We start from the raw sequence: 15,969 nt of genomic DNA on the forward strand, positions 1-15,969 counted from the left end.
CTCACCGCGTCCACCGCGACGGCCGCCGCCGCTGTCTCATCTGCCGCTGTCACCGCGGGAACGCAGTTCCCGCCTGAGGATCTTCCCACTGGTCGTCTTGGGCAGGTCCGCCAGTATCTCGACCTGCCGCGGGTACTTGTACGCCGCCAGCCGTTCCCTGCAGTGGCCGATCAGTTCCTCGGGCCCTGCCGGGTTTCCCGGTCGCAGGCTCACGTACGCCTTCACCGACTCGCCGCGGTACGGGTCGCTCACGCCGACGACCGCCGCCTCCCGCACGGCCGGATGACTGTGGAGAACGTCCTCCACCTCTCGCGGCCACACCTTGAAACCGGAGGCGTTGATCATGTCCTTCTTGCGGTCCACGACGTAGAGCCAGCCGTCGGCGTCCATGAACCCGATGTCCCCGGTGCGCAGTTCGCCGTCGGGAATCGCCGCGGCCGACTCCTGCGGCCTGCGCCAGTAACCGGGCACGACCTGCGGTCCGCGTACGGTGATCTCACCCTGCTCGCCCAGCGGTACGGGCCTGCCCTCGTCGTCGACTATGCGGACCACCGTGTCGGGCCCGGGCACGCCGACGGCGAGCGTGCCGGAGGCCGGGTCGACGGGCGCCTCCCGGCCCGGCGGCACGGACGCGCAGGGCGCGGTGCACTCGGTGAGCCCGTATCCGTTGCGCAGGTACGTTCCGAAGGCCGCACCGAGCCTCGTGACGAGCGCCGGCGGCAGCGGCGCCCCGCCCGAGGAGAGGACTCGGAAGGAGGAGAAGTGCTCCCGCGTGGCCTGCGGCTGGGCCGCCAGCGCCATGTAGGCGGTGGAGGGACCGACGGTGAACGCCGGGCGGTGCTCCAGGAACGCGTCCAGTACGACGCCGGGTTCGAACCGGTGAGTGAGAGCGAGGGTGCCGCGTCCCGCCAGGCAGGCCGACAGCTCGCAGACCATGCCGGTGATGTGGAAAAGCGGTGCGAGGACGAAGATGCAGGCACCGTCGGGCAGTTGGAGGCCCGTGTGCTGGCGCTCGGCGTTGTAGGCGATGTTGGCGTGCGTGTTCATCGCGCCCTTGGGTGCGCCGCTCGTCCCCGACGTGTAGCTGATGAGCGCGATGTCGGAGCCGGCCGGTTCACGTCCCGGCGGGGCCGCGCCGCCCGCGCGCGCGACCGTGAGCAGGTCGTCGGCGTCCTCCGCCGGCGCGGCACGTGCGAAGTCCAGTACGCGCGGGTCGTCACGTGACTGGAGGTCGAGTTCGCAGGCTGTCAGGGCGATGCGCACGGGCGATCCGGCGGCGGTGGCCCGCAGATACGGCTCCCATGCCCTCTCGTCGCACACCAGCGCCGTCACCTCGGCGTCGTGGAGCACGTGCGCGACCTCGCCCGCCTTGTACATGGGGTTGACGGGCACCACCACTGCTCCGGCCTTCCACGCGCCGAGCAGCGCGAGCACGAAGTGCGGACTGTTCTGCAGCATCAGCGCCAGCCGGTCCCCGCGTTCGAAGCCGCGGGCGGCGAGGTGCGCGGCTATGCCGTCGGACAGCGTGTCGGCCTCGCGGTAGGTGAGGCGTCCGTCGAAGTAGGCGAGGGCGGTGCGGCCGGGGACGGTGCGCACTGCGTCGCGGAACGCGTGCAGCATGGTCTCCGGCGGCTGGACCGGGGCACGCTGCACCTCGTTGAGCTGATTCAGCCACGGCTTGTCCTCGTACGTCACGGTCAACGTGCCGCCCCCTGCGAGCGGTCGGACCCGCCGGCTCCCGCCGCTCCCCCGGTGGTCCGTCCCTGCGCCTTCTGGTCGAGGAGCGCCTCCCGTCCGAGGATCCCCTCGAGCTTGCGCTGCATCTTGTTCATGCCGCCCAGCCAGTGGTCGGGGTCGCTCGCCCGGGCCGTGTAGAAGTCCGCCGTCTCCGGGTGCGGCAGCACGAGGAAGCGCCCCGCCCGCATCGCCTCGAAGAGGGAGTCGGCGACGGCCTCCGGCTCGATGGCGGTCTCGGCGAGCACCAGTTCGCCCGCGGCGCCGGTGCCGGCCAGCATGTCGGTGCGTACGCCCTGGGGGCACACGGCGTGCACGTCGATGCCGCGGTGCTTGTAGGTGACCGCCAGCCACTCGGCGAAGGACAGAGCCGCGTGCTTGGTCACGCTGTACGGGGCGGAGCCGAGCATGGTGAGCAGCCCCGCCGCGGAGACGGTCGCCACGAACCGGCCACGGCCCCGCTCCAGCCAGCCGGGCACCAGTTCGCGTGCCGCCCGCACGTGCGCCATCACGTTGACGTCCCAGGCGCTCTCCCAGAGCGCTTCGTCCGCCTCCTGACCGCCGTGCGGTGCGATCCCGGCGTTGGCGCAGAAGGTGTCGACGGTGCCGCCGAGCGCTTCACGGGCGGCCGGCACGATCGTGGAGGCGTCGCCGGGAACGGCGACTGCGCCGATCTCTTCCGCGACCGCCGCCGCCTTGGCCTCATCGAGGTCGTTGACCGCGACCCGGGCGCCCTCGGCGGCGAACCGGCGGGCCAGGGCCGCTCCGATACCGCCGCCCCCGCCGGTGACGACCACTGTGCTGTCGCGCAAAGACTCCATCCCCGCAACTCCCCTTCGCACTCTCGCGTCGGCTCTCCCTGCGGCGGCAGACTAACCAGTCGGTATGCCCGGGGGAAGAGGGAGGTCCGGGCCCGGGCAGGGGGAAACGCGGGGAAGCCGGCGCTGAGAGCCGCGGCCGGCGCCGTCCGGTCACACGCTGACCAGCGTCCTTCGCCGGGGCGTCACGGGCCGGGCCGTCAGGGCTTGAGGCCGACCCCTCCGTAGGTGGTGACGGGAGTCACCGGGAACGGGGTGTGGTCGGGCCGCCACTGGGTGACGGGAACGAGCCCCGGTTCGAGCAGTTCGAGTCCGTCGAAGAAGCGGCCCAACTCCTCGGGGCTGCGCAGGTGGTAGGGAACGGCGCCGCTGTTGTTGTACTTCTCGTGGGCCGCCTGGCGGGCGGCACTGACGTCGGTGCCGTCGCTCAAGGTGAGGTAGCTGCCCGGGGGCAGGGCGTCCAGCAGCCGTCGCACGAGCGACCGGGCGAGCTCGTCGTCGTCGATGTGGCCCATGATTCCCAGCATCATGAGCCCGACGGGCTGTTCGAAGTCCAGCGTTCCCGACGCGGCCTCGAGGATCGTGTCCGGCTCGCGCACGTCGGCGTCGATGTAGGCGGTGGCGCCCTCGGGCGTGGAGGTCAGCAGCGCCTGCGCGTGCACAAGCACCAGGGGGTCGTTGTCGACGTAGACGATGCGCGAACTCGGCGCGACGGACTGGGCGATCTCGTGGGTGTTGTCCACCGTGGGCAGGCCGGTGCCCACGTCGAGGAACTGGCGGACGCCGATCCGTCCGGCGAGATGACGCACCGCGCGGGCGAGGAAGTACCGGGATCCGCGTGCCGCGTCGACGATTCCGGGGAATGTGCGCGCGAACTCGTCGCCGGCCTCGGCGTCCACCGGATAGTTGTCCTTGCCGCCGAGCCAGTAGTTCCAGATCCGCGCGGAATGCGGCACGGATGTGTCGATCTTCGGCGGAAGGTCCGGCTCCGGCTTCTCGTCGGCCATGCTGATCGTCTTCCCGTCTGCCCGGTGGATTCCCTGTTCCACCCTACGGCGGTCGTTCTTCCCCCGTGCGCCGGAAAGGCGAACGGCGCGCGTCCCCGCACGGCCGACTCCGCCTGCTGCGGGCCGAGTTGGCCTGTCCGGAGGGCCGCGCCCCGGTACGGCCCGAGCACGTTCCGTCCGCGCCGTGCACGGCGGAGCCATATGCGGAACCACTCGTTTCCATGTCTTCACGAGTGATGGGCGTCCTGTGAGAAGTCATGAGAACAAGGTGAGAATTCCTCTCGGAGGAGAGTGCCCGGACCTTCGCGGGGTAGCTGCCGGGCCCGGGAAGACGGGGGACAGAAGGCCCGGACAAGCAGAAAAAATGACTTCGCAACGGGGGGATCCGATTGCGCGGCACTTACGTCATAACGCCGACGAGTCGGGTCCAGTCCGTCGGAGGTGGGATGATTGGCCGGTTTCAGAGCCCTCGCAGAGCAGGTCCGCGACCCTGACAGGGCGCCCTCCCAGCGTCGGCAGGCGCTGCGCAAATGCCTTGAGCGCTTCGCCCCGTACGGGCACCGCGCGACGTGGCAACACCTGTGCGCCCGCGCCGGTTTCGGCCCGGACGACCGTGAACCCGACCCGGAGCTGCTCGTCGCCGCCCTCGAAGAGCTCGAGGAGGCGCGGACCGTGTGGCTGGAGTACGAGTCGCAGGTCGCCAGGAGGCGCAGAGCCGAGAAGCGGCACGGCATCAGACAACCGGCGCAGCACGACGAATGGCATCGGCTGACGTGGGGCGGCAGGTCGCTGCTCCCCTGTGACCCCTCCACACCGCCCACGCCCCGACTGGCGGACGTGCTGCGCCGGATGATCGCCGCCATGGACAAGGACGTCGGCAAGGACGTCATCCGCCTTGCCGGACGGGGACGGGGACTGCGCACCGGAATCGGCCCGATGGCCGCTTCCCGCGGCTGACGGCACCGCACGGACCTCCCGCACCCCGCGGACGTTGACACGCGAGATAGCGCCCCAGCATGCTGAGCGAGCGCTTAGCATCGGGCGGCGCGTGAGACGCATGCGGAGGTTGTACGGATGGCGGAGCCCCGGGTCTTCACCTCGACCGACGAACTGGTGGGCGCGGTCGGCCAGGAACTCGGCTTCAGCGACTGGCTGACGATCGACCAGAAGCGGATCGACCTTTTCGCCGACGCGACGGGCGACCACCAGTGGATCCACGTCGACCCGGCCCGCGCGAAGGACGGCCCGTTCGGGACGACCATCGCCCACGGCTATCTGACCCTCTCCCTGCTTCCCGACCTCGTACCGCAGATCATGCGGGTCGAGGGTGTCCGTATGGGCGTCAACTACGGCGTGAACAAGGTCCGTTTCCCCGCGCCGGTGCCGGTCGGATCGCGGGTGCGCGCACGCGCGGAGCTCGTCGACGTCAGTGATGCGGGCGGCGGAGTGCAGGTCGCCGCCAAGGTGACGGTCGAGCGGGAAGGCGGCGACAAGCCGGTGTGCGTGGCGGAGACCCTCAGCCGCTACTACTGGTAGAGCCCCCGCCGCCGGCGGCGTTCCCCCGTCACGGCACCCGGGCGTCGCCCTGCGGGGCGACCATGCGCAGGACGAGGTCGGCGTAGAGCGTGCCGATCTCGTCCGGTGTCCTGCGGCCCGACGGGCTGTACCAGCGGGCCACGTCGATGCACAGCGACATCACCGCGAGCGTAGTGCCGCGGATGTCGGCGATCTCGAACTCGCCCGAGGCGTCCCCGCTCTCCAGCACTCCGCGGAGGATCTCCTCGCTGCGGCGGCGCAGAGCCACGATCTCCTCGTAGTGCTCCGCGCCGAGCGCCGCCAGTTCGTACTGCACGACGCGTCCGGTGGTGTGGTGTTCGGCGTGCCAGCGCACGAAGGCCCGCACGGCGCGGGCCAGCCGCTCGGCGTCGCTGCCGCCGGCCTCCGCGGCCTCGGCGAGCACGCTCACGGAACGCTCGTGCCCGACCTTGCTGATCTGGAAGAGCAGCTCTTCCTTGGTCTTGTAGTGGATGTAGAGCGCGGCGGGGCTCATCCCCGCACGTCCGGCGATGTCGCGGGTCGTGGTGGCGTGGAAACCGCGCTCCGCGAACGCTTCCACCGCGCCCAGCAGCAGCCGCCGGGCGGCGTCCGGGGAGACACCCTCGAAGGATTCGTCGGCAGCCGCGACCCGTTCCGCCTCCGATGCCATTGCCTGTGCCCTTCCCGTCGACCGGTCGAACACCCTACACGGGCGGCTGAGCACATGCTTAGCGACGGGTGTGCGGGCCGGTCGGCGGGGCCCGTGGCGGGCCGTGCGGAAGGTGCCGCTTCGGGGCCGGGTCCGGACCGCGTCGCTGTGGCGCCGGTGCGCGCCCGCCGCCGGGCGCGCTGCGTCCCGCTGCCGGCTGCGGAGGGCGCGGCACGTCGCGCTCCGCCCGTGACAGGCGGCGCCGGAAGCGGCCGGGGCCGGCTCCGCGTCGTGGTCGCTCTACCATTCACCGCATGGCCAGACCGTCCAAGCCGCTGCTGAGCCGCGAGAGGATCGTCGCGTGCGCGCTGGCGCTCGTGGACGCGGAAGGCCTCCAGGCCGTCTCCACCCGGCGGCTCGCAGCCGAACTGGGCGTGAGCGGACCGTCGTTGTACAACCACTTCCGCAACAAGGACGAGATCCTCGACGCCGCCGCCGACATGGTGTGCGCACAGGTCGAGGTGTCGATGTTCACCGACGGCACGGACTGGCGGCAGGCCCTGGTGGAGTGGGCGCGCTCCTACCGCGCGGCTCTCAACGCGCACCCCAACATCGTGCCGTTCCTGGCGCAGGGCCCGGGCAGGCGGCCGAGCCAGCTGCGGATGGCCGACGCGGTCTTCGGCGCGATGACCGCGGCCGGCTGGAGCAATGCCCAGGCCACCCACATCGGCGCCCTCATGCGCTACTTCGTCGCCGGGTCGGCGCTCGGTTCGTTCGCCCGCGGCTTCGTCGGCGACGCCTCGCTGTACGAGGGCGACTACCCGCACCTGGACCAGGCCCATCTGCTGGCCAGGCACCAACAGCAGGTCGACGACGGGGCGTTCGAGACGGGCCTGCGCGCGATCGTGGACGGGCTGGCACCGCGCTTCCCCGGCTGACCGGCCGGTGGGTCCGAGCACTCCGGTACCCGGCGGGCGACGGGCCGGGGGCCGGGGCCCTCAGCCGCGCAGGAAGTACAAAGCGGTCGTCGTCACCGCAGTGGTCAGCAGGATTCCCCGCAGCAGCGGGGCGGGGAGGCGGCGGGCGAGACGGCCGCCTGCGAAGCCGCCGGCCACGGCACCCACCAGCATCGCGCCGAGCAGCAGCGGGGCGCTCAGCGCGTCGGAAGCGACGAGGAACAACACCGTCGCGCTGGCGAAGACGGCCGCGAGCTGCACGATCCGCATCGGATTGCCGGCCGCGGAGTCGAGGCCGGCACCGATTCCCCACAGGGCCAGCATCATCACGCCGACGGCGCCACCGAAGTAGCCCCCGTACACCGCGATGAAGAACTGCCCGACCAGCAGGGCACGGGAGCTGAGGGCGACCGAGCGGCCCAGTGCCTTGCTCAGCGCCTGCGAGAAGCGCCGCCCGAAGGCGAGGACCACCGTGGCGAAGGCGAGCAGCCACGGCGCTGCGGCGTCGAACGACGAGGCGGGCAGCACGAGCAGCAGGCAGGCACCGGCTCCACCGCCGACGACGCTGACCGTCGTCAGCTCTTTCATGGATGTGGGCCCGACGGGGGCGAGTTCGCGGCGGCACACCCAGGCTCCGGCCACGGCTCCGGGTACGAGGGCGATCCGCGACAGCGCGTTCGCCGTCACCGGCGACAGGCCGAAGGCGACGAGAGCGGGCAGCGCCACGAACGTGCCGCCGCCACCGACGGCGTTCAGCGCTCCGGCGGCAATTCCGGCCAGCACAACCAGCAGTATGTCGAACACGTGTCGAGCATGAGGGCGTGACCAGCGCTTTCACAATGCGTGATCGCTGTGATCGCTGCCATCGCCGGCCATGGCCGTGCTCCCGTGTCCCGAGTCGAAACTGCTTCTCGGGCCGGGGCGTTCACCCGGCGCGGAGCCGTGTGCGGCTGCCGGCAGCCGTCTTCGAACCGAACCCGAAGCGCCTCCGGCGGCACACGCAGCGGGTCAGGAAGGGTGGGACCGACCGTCGAAGACCACCAGCGCACGCCCGCCGCGCCCGGCGAGCATCGCGTCGAAGGCCGCGGGAATGCCCTCCAGACCGATCCGGTCGGTCACCAACGCCCCCAGATCCAGGCGCCCTTGACGTACGTGCTCCGCCAGCGCGGGCAGATCCCGGGCCGGGTCGCAGTTACCGTAGACGCAGCCGGTCAGGGTGCGGGCGAAGTGGAAGATCTCCAACGCCGAGAGATGCACCTGCTCTTCCTTGCCTCCGATGCCGACCACGCTCGTACGGCCGCCACGCCGCGTGGAGTTCCAGGCGGTACGGATGGTCTCGGCCCGCCCGACGCACTCGACGGCAACGTCCGCTCCATGGCCCCCGGTGAGCTTCCGGATCTCCTTGGCGGTCCTCTCCGAGGCGAGGAGGAACTCGCTCGCGCCGGCCCTCCGCGCCAACTCCTCCTTCTCCGGGGAGACATCGACGGCCACCACGGCCCCGGCCCCGGCCAGCCGCGCCGACTGGATCGCGGCCAGCCCGACACCGCCAGCGCCGAAGACGGCAACGGACTCCCCGGCGCGCACCCGCGCGCTGTGGTGCACGGCGCCGTACCCCGTCAGCGCCGCGCAGCCCAGCAGCGCGGCCTCGTCCAGCGGCACGCCCTCGGGCAGCGGCAGCACCGAGCGGGACGAGACCACGGTCTCCTCGGCGAAGACCGCGGAGGAGAGCCCGGGGTAGAGCTCCTCGCCGGCCTTGGTGCGTGCGTACGGGACGGTCGTTGCGGCGTTGGCGTTCACGCACAGCCACGGTTCGGCGAGCGTTGCGCAGAAGTGGCAGTCACCGCAGGAGGGCGCCCAGTTGAGGACGACCCGGTCTCCGGGGGCGTGCCCTTCCACTCCTTCGCCGACGGAGACGACCGTGCCCGCGCCCTCGTGACCGAGCACGGCCGGTACGGGCTGTCGCAGCGTGCCGTTGGACAGCGACAGGTCGGAGTGGCACACGCCCGCTGCGGCCAGACGCACCCGGACCTGGCCCGGTCCCGGCTCTGGCAGATCGATGTCGGTGACTTCGAGCGGCGTTCCGACGGCGGAGAGTACGGCGGCGCGGACCATGTCGGGCTCCTGGCGGGTGGGTGTGCGGGCTCGGTTCGGGTGCGTGAATCCCGGGCGGCGCCGGGTGCTTGAAGCATGGACGGGCCGGGGGACGGAGCCGGGTCCGGACGGCAGGGCGCCGGCCGGGGTGCCGAGGCCCCTGCCGGCGCGCACCGGCAGCTCCGGCAGCCGGACTCCCTCAGAACTGGAGGGACTTGGTGTGGAGGTACTCGCCCAGCCCGTGCCGGCCCAGCTCCCTGCCGACACCGGACTGCTTGTAACCCCCGAACGGTGCAAGGGGGTTGAAGCGACCGCCGTTGATGTCGACCTGACCGGTCTCCAGCCGGCGGGCGAAGGCGACAGCCTCGTCCTCGTCCTCCGCCCATACGGCTCCGGCGAGTCCGTAGACGCTGTCGTTGGCGATGCGGACGGCGTCGTCGACATCCTCGTACTTCAGGATCGACAGGACCGGGCCGAAGATCTCCTCCTGCGCGACGGTCATCTCCGGAGTCACGTCGGACAGGATGGTCGGGCGCACGTAGCAACCGCCCTCGTACCCCTCGGGTGCGTCGGGGCCTCCCGCCGCGAGGGTGGCCCCTTCCTCGACGCCCTTCGCGATGAAGCCGGTCACGCGTGCGTGCTGCTTGGCGTTGACGACCGGCCCGATGCGTGTCGTCTCGTCCTTCGGGTCGCCCGGGAGGTACTTCTCGACGGCCTCGGCGGCGAGGCGCACGGCCTCGTCGTAGTGTTCCGCGTCGACGAGCATGCGCGTCCAGGCACTGCACGTCTGGCCGGAGTTGGCCATGACGTTGGCGACGCCCTTCTTGACGGCCTTGGTCAGGTCCGCGCCCGGCAGGATGACGTTGGCGGACTTGCCGCCCAGCTCCAGGGCGACGCGCTTGACCGAGCCGCCCGCCGCGGCGCCGATCCGCCGGCCCACGGCCGTCGAGCCGGTGAAGGACACCAGGTCCACGCCCTCGTGCCCGGCGAGCGCCTGCCCCGCGACGGGGCCGAGGCCCGTGACGAGGTTGAACACGCCCGCGGGCAGGCCCACTTCGTGCACCGCCTCGGCGAACAGCTGCGCCACCAGCGGCGTGTCCTCCGCCGGCTTGAGCACCACGGTGCACCCTGCGGCGAAGGCGGGGGCGGCCTTGGCGACGATCTGGTGCAGCGGATAGTTCCACGGTGTGATCGCACCGACGACGCCCACCGGCTCGTGGAAGACACGGGAGTTGCCGACCTGCTCCTCGAAGGGGTACTCGGCCGCCAGCTTCGCGTAACTGCCGCAGACGGCGACCGGTACGGCGGCGTGGACGGCCTTGGAGAAGGCCAGCGGCGAGCCCAGCTCCGCGGTGACGGTCTCGGCGATCTCCTCGCGCCGGGCCTCCAGGGCGTCGTGCAACGCGCCCAGCAGCGCCGCGCGTTCGGCGGGCGGTGTCGCGGCCCAGCCGGGGAAGGCCGCACGTGCCGCCCGTACCGCGGCGGACACGTCCTCCTCGCCGCCCGCCGGGACCGTGGCGATCGTGCTGCCGTCGGCGGGGTTGACGACCTCGAGCTTCTCCGGGGATATCGCGGGGCGCCACGCGCCGTCGGTGTACATACCGTCGTGTGCCTGCATGGACCCAAACTAGCGCCGCTAGTTTGGGGTGTCAGTACAGCGGCGGGTGCCGTGAGTCACCCGCGGGCAGGCGTGCCCGCGGCCACGCCTGCCCGCGGCTACCGCGTCCCCTCCCCCCGCCCCGCCCGCTCCGGCCTCCGGGACTGCTCCGGCCTCCGGTGCTGCTCCGGCCGCTTCCGTCGGCCCGGCCGGTTGCTCACGACCCCCGGTAGCACCATCGGCAGCGCCGCCTTCGGCGTTCCCCGCGCTCCCCGAACTCCCCGCACCGCCGGCCCCGCAGGCTTCGCCCGCCGTGTCCCGCCGGCCGGCGCGCCAGGGCGCGGCCGTGGCCGACGCCCCCAGCAGCAGCGCACCCAGGAGCACGAACGGCGCCGCCGCTCCTGCCGCTCCCGCGACCAGTCCGGCGGCGGCGGGAGCGGCGACCTGGCCGAGCCGGTTGCCCGTCAGTCGCAGCGCGAGCGCCGTGGACCGTGCCCTGCCGGGCGCCGCCTGCACGACCGTGGTCATGGTCAGCGGCTGGCCGACGCCGAGGCAGAACCCGAGAACGACCATCGCGAGCACCAGCGTCCACAACGGGAGGGGTACGGCCAGCAGGACGCACAACAGGCCCGCGACGGAACAGCTCACCACGAGGAGCGGCTGCCTGCCCAGCCGCGCCGTCATCCTCGTCAGCCAGGCACGTGAGAGCACGGACGCCGCGGCACGCAGACTGAGCAGCAGACCCACCACGCCGGGTGCGATCCCCCGCTCCTCGCCGACGACAGGCAGGTAGGCCGTGAGTACGTCGGTCGTGGAGAGCACCGCGAGGGAGGCGAAGATCCCCGCCGGAACCCCGCGCGAGCGCAGAATGCGCGCCACGGGGACCGGCAGGGGCGGCGGCCCGTCCGTCTCGGCACCGTCCCGCTGACGCCGCTCCGGCGCCCGGCCCTCGAGGCGCCACAGCGTCGCGTACGAGCAGAACGCCAGCGCGCAGGATCCGAACAGGGCGACGGCGCTTGCGTGTTCACCGCTCCCGGGCCCGCCGGCGCCCGCACCGCCCACGAGCCAGCCGGAGAGCACGGGACCGGTCAGCTGGCCCGCCGAGCCGCCGATGGTGAAGTGGCCGAAATTGCGGTCATGCCGGTCGGCGCCGCTCTGCCGCGCCACCAGCGACTGCGCCCCGATCATGAACACCAGGTGCCCGAGGCCCAGCAGTGCGCTCCACGCGGCGAGCAGCACGAGGGAGGGCGCCGTGCCGGCCAGTGCACAGCCCGCGGCGACGAGAGCGACGCCGGCCGGCAGCAGCGGCCCGCACCGCTGCCGGTCGGTGCGCCTGCCCAGCGGTACGGCGACCACCAGCGGCAGCAGCGCGAACGCGGCCGTCACGACGCCGACGGCCCGCGCACCGGCTCCGAGTTCCAGCGCGTGGTAGGAGACGGCGGGCCTGGCCATGCTCACCGCGCCCTGGAGGAAGGCGAAGGAGACGACGAGGCGGAGCAGCCAGCGGTGCGGCGCCCCGCCCCCGTCCTGCGACGACGAGGACGGGGACGGTGTCGCCCCCGGCGCCGGCGGGACTCCCGAGGTCACCCGGCGCCCGGCGCGGCGACCGGGACGGCGGGCGCGGCGGGGCCGCCCGGAGCGGCGGCCGGAGCCACCCGCACCGGGAAGCCGTTGAGGACTGCGGTGCCGGAGAGCGGGTCCAGCAGCGTTCCGTCGAGGAGCTGGTTGACGTTGACGCCGGGGTCGTCGGCGGCGACCCGCATCCGCGTGCCCGGGCGGTCGTGGCCCCAGCCGTGCGGCACGCTGACGACTCCCGTGCGTACGGCGTCGGTCACCTCGACCGGCACTGTCAGTTCTCCCCCGGCGCCGGTCACCCGGGCATCGGCGCCGTCGGCGAGGCCGAGGCGTGCGGCGTCGTCGGGGTGGATCTGGAGGGTGCAGCGGTTCGAGCCCCCGCGCAGCGCCGGCACGTTGTGCATCCAGCTGTTGTTGGAGCGCAGATGGCGCCGTCCGACGAGGACGAGGGCATCCCCCGTGGAGCGCCGCCGCAACGCCTCCCGCAGCCGCGGCACATCCTCGCGGATCGGCCCGGGGCACAGTTCCACGGTGCCGGAACGGGTGCGCAGCACCTCCGCGAGCCGCGGACGCAGGGGCCCCAGGTCGATGCCGTGCGGGTGGGCGAGGAGCTTGTCCAGGCTGAGCCCTTCGGGGTCCGCGCCGAAGCCCTCTCCGTACGGGCCGAGCCGCAGCATCATGTCCAGGCGCCGCTCGACGCCGTCCCGCCCGGTCAGCTGCTGCGAGAGATGTTCCGGGTCCTTGCCGTGCACGGGTGAGTGCGGGTCGGCGACCGCCCTGTTCAGGGAGCGGGCGATGACGTTCTCGTCGACCGTCCGGGCGGGGGCGTCGGGGTTCCCGGCGATGCAGAGCAGCAGCCGCGCCATGATCTCGGCCTCGCCCCGCTCGTCCCCGTCCGGTTCGACGACGGCGCGCGTGTAGCGGACCTGGTTGCGTACGGGCAGCGCGTTGAAGGCGAAGTCGAAGTGCGCGGCGCGGCTGGGCCTGGCGGGAGGCAGCACGACGTCGGCGTGGCGGGTGGTCTCGTTCAGGTACGGGTCGACGCTGACCATGAAGTCCAGCTCCGCCAGGGCCTTCTCCAGCCCTTCGCCGTCGGGTGCGGAGAGCACCGGGTTGCCGGCGAGGGTGATCAGCGCACGTACCCGGCCCTTGCCCGGCGTCGTGATCTCCTCCGCGAGGGCCACGACGGGAAGCTCCGACTTGGCCTCCGGGTGCGAGGAGACCCTGCTGTGCCAGCGGCCCAGGGCGAATCCCTTTCCGGGGGTGCCGGCCCGGCGCGGGGGCCGTGCGGTGGCGGAGAGGGGGAACATGGAGCCGCCGGGCCGGTCGAGGTTGCCGGTCAGCGCGCTGAGTACGTCGACGAGCCAGTTGGTGAGGGTTCCGAACTCGACGGTGGAGGAGCCGACGCGGCCGTACACGGCGGCGCTCGGGGCGGCCGCCAGCTCGCGGGCGAGGGTGCGGATGTCGTCGGCCGGCACGTCGCAGGCGCCCTCGACCGCTTCCGGTGTGAACTCCCGTGCCAGCTCCCGCACTTCGTCGACGCCGCTGAGGTGCGGGCCGAGTTCGCCGGTGTCGGCGAGGTCCTCGTCGAAGAGCACCTGCACCATCGCCATGAGCAGCAGCGCGTCGCTGCCGGGACGGATCGGCACGTGCCGGTCGGCGAGCTTCGCCGTGCGTGTGCGGCGCGGATCGACGACGGTGAGGCGTCCTCCGCGCCTGCGCAGCCGCTTCAGCCTGCCCGGGAAGTCGGGGACGGTGGCGAGGGATCCGTTGGACTCGACGGGGTTGGCGCCCAGGACCAGCAGGTGGTCGGTGCGGTCGACGTCGGGGACGGGTATGGCCTGCGGATCGCCGTACAGCAGCCCGCAGGAGACATGCTTGGGCATCTGGTCGAGAGTGCTGGCGGAGTAGAAGTTCCGGGTGCGCAGCGCTCCCAGGAGCTGCGCGGGGTAGAGGCCGCCCGCCATGGTGTGCACGTTGGGGTTGCCGAGGTAGACGGCGACGGCGTCGGCCTCGCCGCCGGCGAGTACGGGGGCGAGCCCGGCAGCCACGGCGGCGAACGCCTCGTCCCAGCCCGTCTCCTTCAGCTCGCCGTCGCGGTCGCGCACGAGCGGACGCGTCAACCGGTCGGGGTCGGCGTCGAGTTCGCCGAACGACGCGCCTTTCGGACAGACGAATCCGCGGCTGAAGACGTCGTCGCGGTCACCCCGTGCCCTGGTGATGCGTCCGTCCTCGACGGTGACGGTCAGGCCGCACGTCGCCTCACACAGCGGACAGATGCGGAGGCCGGTGCCGGCCTCCGCACGGGTGCCGACTGCGGTGCGGGTGTCTTCGGCGGGCGTCTCGGGCGTACCGGTCGCGGTCATCGCGCTCCCTCGGACCGTGCTGCTGTCACTCGGTGCCACGAACTGTAGGCCCTGCGGGCGCAACTTCGCCCGCGGGAGCGGTGAACGTGACCGGATTTGCGGCCCGGAGCCGGCCCGCGTGCCGCACCAGCAGCCGGCACCGCCGCGTGCCGGCGGCTGACCCGCCCTTGGGCCCGTGCCGGACTCACCGCCGCTCACGCCTCATTGACGCCGGCACTCCGCATTCCTATGGTCAAGTACAGGAATTCAGGGGGAACCATGAGCGGCAGGAGCAACCGATGACCCTCGGCACCGGCGCCACCGGCGGTACGGCAGGCCAGGAGCAGGCACGCAAGACGGCGGAAGGGCTGGGCCACCTTTCCGGCTTCGGCAACGAGCACAGCAGCGAAGCAGTGCCCGGAGCCCTGCCCGTGGGCCGCAACGCACCCCAGCGCGCACCGCTCGGCCTGTACGCGGAGCAGCTGAGCGGCACGGCCTTCACGGAGCCGCGCGCGCGGAACCGCCGCTCCTGGCTCTACCGCATCCGTCCCTCGGCCGCGCACCCCCGCTTCCGGCGCACCGCCAACGGCGGCCTGCGCTCCGCCCCGTTCACCGAGACCCGACCCGACCCGAACCGGATGCGCTGGAACCCGCTGCCGGACCCTCCGCAGGGCACGGACTTCGTCGCCGGGCTGTGGACGCTCGGCGGCAACGGCGACGCGGCGCAGCGCACCGGCATGGCGGTCCACCTCTATGCCGCCGACACCTCGATGACCGACCGCGTCTTCTGCGACTCGGACGGTGAACTGCTGATCGTCCCCGAGCGCGGCGGACTGCTGCTGCACACCGAGTTCGGGCTGCTGCGGGCGGACCCCGGGCACATCGCACTGATCCCGCGCGGGGTGCGCTTCCGCGTCGTGCTGCTGGACGGGACGGCGCGCGGCTACGTCTGCGAGAACTACGGACAGCCCTTCGAGCTGCCGGAGTTGGGCCCGATCGGCGCCAACGGCCTGGCGAATCCACGGGACTTCCTGGCGCCCGTCGCCGCGTACGAGGACGACGCCGATACGGAGCGGCCCGTGGAGGTGGTCAACAAGTTCTGCGGAAACCTGTGGGCCGCCCGGTACGACCACTCGCCGCTGGACGTCGTCGCCTGGCACGGCAACCACGTTCCGTACGTCTACGACCTGCGCCGCTTCAACGTGATGGGCACCATCAGCTACGACCACCCGGACCCGTCGATCTTCACGGTCCTCACCTCGCCGTCCGACACTCCGGGACTGGCCGGCGTGGACTTCGTCGTCTTCGCGCCGCGCTGGCTGGTGGGCGAGGACACCTTCCGCCCGCCCTACTTCCACCGGAACGTCATGAGCGAGTACATGGGCCTGATCGAGGGCGCCTACGACGCGAAGGCGGAAGGCTTCGTCCCGGGCGGCGGCTCACTGCACAACATGATGTCGGCGCACGGACCGGACCGGGAGACCTTCGAACGTGCGAGCTCCGCCGAGCTGAAGCCGCAGAAGATCGACGACGGTCTGGCCTTCATGTTCGAAACGCGCTGGCCGGTGATCCCCACCTCACAGGCGATCGAGGCCGACCACCTGCAGTCCGGCTACGACGACGTGTGGCAGGGTCTCCAGCGCAATTTCCGCCCGTAGGGG

Annotated in this window: 13 protein-coding genes; 4 read left to right on the top strand and 9 right to left on the bottom strand. The window is 72.3% G+C overall.

Annotation, left to right across the window (positions count from 1 at the left end; translation table 11 throughout):
* Positions 1 to 36: 36 nt before the first annotated feature.
* From H180DRAFT_RS23740 to H180DRAFT_RS23750, 3 genes are all read right to left on the bottom strand, one after another.
* The gene (locus tag H180DRAFT_RS23740; RefSeq protein WP_055488160.1) at positions 37 to 1,701 is read right to left on the bottom strand and encodes an AMP-binding protein; all 1,665 of its coding nucleotides are present in this window, start codon (positions 1,699 to 1,701) and stop codon (positions 37 to 39) included.
* Complete coding sequence (locus H180DRAFT_RS23745) at positions 1,698 to 2,555, bottom strand: SDR family NAD(P)-dependent oxidoreductase (protein WP_079100359.1); 858 nt, start codon at positions 2,553 to 2,555, stop codon at positions 1,698 to 1,700. Before H180DRAFT_RS23745 ends, H180DRAFT_RS23740 begins: the two co-directional genes overlap by 4 nt.
* 197 nt (positions 2,556 to 2,752) lie before the next feature.
* Complete coding sequence (locus H180DRAFT_RS23750; RefSeq protein WP_055488236.1) at positions 2,753 to 3,559, bottom strand: SAM-dependent methyltransferase; 807 nt, start codon at positions 3,557 to 3,559, stop codon at positions 2,753 to 2,755.
* Between the two features lie 450 nt (positions 3,560 to 4,009).
* Between H180DRAFT_RS23750 and H180DRAFT_RS23755 the strand changes: the two genes are divergently transcribed.
* Together H180DRAFT_RS23755 and H180DRAFT_RS23760 are read left to right on the top strand one after the other, a co-directional pair.
* Positions 4,010 to 4,516 (top strand): hypothetical protein, encoded by a 507-nt coding sequence (locus H180DRAFT_RS23755; RefSeq protein WP_254666161.1) that lies wholly within the window; start codon positions 4,010 to 4,012, stop codon positions 4,514 to 4,516.
* A gap of 117 nt (positions 4,517 to 4,633) precedes the next feature.
* Complete coding sequence (locus H180DRAFT_RS23760) at positions 4,634 to 5,095, top strand: MaoC family dehydratase (protein WP_055488161.1); 462 nt, start codon at positions 4,634 to 4,636, stop codon at positions 5,093 to 5,095.
* 28 nt (positions 5,096 to 5,123) lie between these two features.
* Here H180DRAFT_RS23760 and H180DRAFT_RS23765 read toward each other — a convergent pair whose 3' ends face one another.
* Positions 5,124 to 5,765 carry a TetR/AcrR family transcriptional regulator gene (locus H180DRAFT_RS23765; RefSeq protein WP_055488162.1) on the bottom strand — a complete coding sequence of 214 codons (642 nt, stop codon included), beginning with the start codon at positions 5,763 to 5,765 and terminating at the stop codon, positions 5,124 to 5,126.
* A 293-nt stretch (positions 5,766 to 6,058) separates the two neighbouring features.
* On the opposite strand from H180DRAFT_RS23765, the gene H180DRAFT_RS23770 reads away from it, so the two are divergent.
* Positions 6,059 to 6,682 carry a TetR/AcrR family transcriptional regulator gene (locus H180DRAFT_RS23770; RefSeq protein ID WP_055488163.1) on the top strand — a complete coding sequence of 208 codons (624 nt, stop codon included), beginning with the start codon at positions 6,059 to 6,061 and terminating at the stop codon, positions 6,680 to 6,682.
* Positions 6,683 to 6,742: 60 nt separating this feature from the next.
* On the opposite strand, the gene H180DRAFT_RS23775 is transcribed toward H180DRAFT_RS23770, so the two are convergent.
* The 5 genes from H180DRAFT_RS23775 to H180DRAFT_RS23795 all read right to left on the bottom strand — a co-directional run bounded on the left by H180DRAFT_RS23775 (position 6,743) and on the right by H180DRAFT_RS23795 (position 14,329).
* On the bottom strand, positions 6,743 to 7,504 hold the full coding sequence (locus H180DRAFT_RS23775) for a sulfite exporter TauE/SafE family protein (RefSeq protein WP_055488164.1): 762 nt from the start codon (positions 7,502 to 7,504) through the stop codon (positions 6,743 to 6,745).
* Positions 7,505 to 7,708: 204 nt separating this feature from the next.
* Positions 7,709 to 8,812, bottom strand: a complete 1,104-nt coding sequence (locus tag H180DRAFT_RS23780; protein WP_055488165.1) for a Zn-dependent alcohol dehydrogenase — start codon at positions 8,810 to 8,812, stop codon at positions 7,709 to 7,711.
* 178 nt (positions 8,813 to 8,990) lie between these two features.
* On the bottom strand, positions 8,991 to 10,409 hold the full coding sequence (locus tag H180DRAFT_RS23785) for an aldehyde dehydrogenase family protein (protein ID WP_055488166.1): 1,419 nt from the start codon (positions 10,407 to 10,409) through the stop codon (positions 8,991 to 8,993).
* A gap of 18 nt (positions 10,410 to 10,427) precedes the next feature.
* Positions 10,428 to 11,888, bottom strand: a complete 1,461-nt coding sequence (locus tag H180DRAFT_RS23790; protein WP_254666167.1) for an MFS transporter — start codon at positions 11,886 to 11,888, stop codon at positions 10,428 to 10,430.
* Positions 11,889 to 11,971: 83 nt separating this feature from the next.
* Positions 11,972 to 14,329 carry a molybdopterin oxidoreductase family protein gene (locus tag H180DRAFT_RS23795; RefSeq protein WP_079100360.1) on the bottom strand — a complete coding sequence of 786 codons (2,358 nt, stop codon included), beginning with the start codon at positions 14,327 to 14,329 and terminating at the stop codon, positions 11,972 to 11,974.
* A gap of 278 nt (positions 14,330 to 14,607) precedes the next feature.
* On the opposite strand from H180DRAFT_RS23795, the gene hmgA reads away from it, so the two are divergent.
* The gene (gene hmgA / locus H180DRAFT_RS23800; RefSeq protein ID WP_055488167.1) at positions 14,608 to 15,966 is read left to right on the top strand and encodes a homogentisate 1,2-dioxygenase; all 1,359 of its coding nucleotides are present in this window, start codon (positions 14,608 to 14,610) and stop codon (positions 15,964 to 15,966) included.
* Positions 15,967 to 15,969: the final 3 nt, after the last annotated feature.

The sequence above is a fragment of the Streptomyces sp. WMMB 322 genome (assembly GCF_900090145.1).
Classification (GTDB): Bacteria; Actinomycetota; Actinomycetes; order Streptomycetales; family Streptomycetaceae; genus Streptomyces.